The organism is Idiomarina sp. UBA4206 (assembly GCF_002383015.1).
Classification (GTDB): Bacteria; Pseudomonadota; Gammaproteobacteria; order Enterobacterales; family Alteromonadaceae; genus Idiomarina; species Idiomarina abyssalis.
On the sequence record NZ_DFTS01000062.1, the window covers coordinates 1 to 1,670 of the forward strand.

Annotated in this window: 1 protein-coding gene; it reads right to left on the reverse strand. The window is 54.3% G+C overall.

Going from position 1 to position 1,670, the window contains the following annotated elements; translation table 11 throughout:
- Nucleotides 1–54 precede the first annotated feature (54 nt).
- Nucleotides 55–1,374, reverse strand: coding sequence for an NAD(P)/FAD-dependent oxidoreductase (locus tag B3180_RS12755; protein WP_286844942.1), 1,320 nt, complete (start codon nucleotides 1,372–1,374; stop codon nucleotides 55–57).
- Nucleotides 1,375–1,670: the final 296 nt, after the last annotated feature.

Genomic DNA, 1,670 nt, shown 5'->3' on the forward strand with positions numbered 1-1,670 from the left:
CCGCCACAGAAGCCTTCAATGCTCAAGCGAAACAAGTGAATAGCCTGTCCCGTCTCAGTCGAGTAGGCGGCCGTAGTGGTAGTAGAGCCATTGGCCCAGGCGGCGGAAGCGCGGCAGTGGGAAGGGCTTTAGTTGTGACTGGTAGTACGGTAGCTCGGGCAGGGGTCGTTCCATGGCGGCTTCTGCCAGTCGCTGGCCTGCTAAGGCGGTAAAGCTAACACCGGCGCCGCAGTAACCCATGCTGGCGTAGATATTATCTTTCACTTTGCCTATCCGCGGGTAATCGTCCAGTGACACGCTAACCCAGCCACTCCAGAAGTGTTCCCATTTGTTGATATCCCGCAGTTGCGGAAAGGTCTGGTGCAGAGCCGTTAGCAGACGCTTAGCATAAACAGCATCGGCGGCGCTTTTTCCTTGAATGGCACCACGGCCGCCAAACAATAAGCGGTTATCCGGCAGTAAGCGGAAGTAGTACTTCAGTATGCGAGTATCCATTATGGCGTACTGGGGTGACAGCTTAATGCTTTCAACTTGTTCTTTACTCAGAGGTGGGGTGGTAATAATGCTCGACAGTACCGGTAGCGAGCGACTGGCAAGCTCCGGAAGTAATTGCCCTGAGGTATAGCCGTTAGAACAAACTAACAGCCTACGGGCGCGTACAGCGCCTTTAGCGGTTTGCAAATACACGCCTTTGCCGCCAAGCGACACCGCCTTTGTTACCGGGCAATGCTCAACTAACAGCGCACCGGCTGCAACGGCCCGTCGGGCGGTGGCGGCAGCTAATAACATAGGGTTCAGAGCAAAACAGTCGGTGAAGCGTAAAGCCGCATGAGCCTGCGGGCTGGAAACCAGGTTGCTCAATTGCTCTTGCGTCAGCCATTCCACCGGCTGGTTAAATTGTTTGAGCTGGTCATACTGTTTCTTTAACGGATCAATGGCGCCGGGTTTATGCGCTATTTTCAGATAACCACCGTTTTGGCGCTGACAATGCTGAGGGCACTCCTGTACCGTTTCCTCAACCAGCTTCAGCGCTTTCTGGTGTTCGGCGGCAATGCCTTGCGCAACTTCGTTGCCCAGGCGTTCAGCCCAGGCTGACAAGCCCAGTCTACCGGTACTTTTCATTACAAAGCCGGCATTACGGGAGGAACACCCCCAGGCTAATTGGTTAGCCTCAAACACCGCAATAGAGTGCCCGTTTTCAGCCAGAACCCGGGCTGCGTTTAAGCCAGTATACCCAGCTCCAACAACAGCAAACTCCACTTCCTCCGGCGCATCAACACACTCCGGAAAATTGGCCTGCGTATGCTGCTGCCAATAACTAGGCTCAGGAGCATCATGAGGCCCCGGAGGCGCATTAACCAAAGGATCATACATAATCACCACCTATTAAAGCAGAGAAGGACAGGTCATTCACTTGCTTCGCTTGAGCATTGAAGGCCTCTGTGGCGGAGACGCGACGAGCTCATCCATGAGGGCTTGACGAAGGCCATCCATGGCCTTCGACACTCCGCCACAGAGGCCTTCAACACTCGTAACGCTCTCAAGTGAATGACCTGTCCTTCTAGCATATCCATGTTTACGATAAATTGCTGCGATTACGTGAGGTACCGGGTAGAGAGCGCGCCCGACGGTTGCAATGGGCTATTGTGGAGGTGTGCAGCGCCATGGAT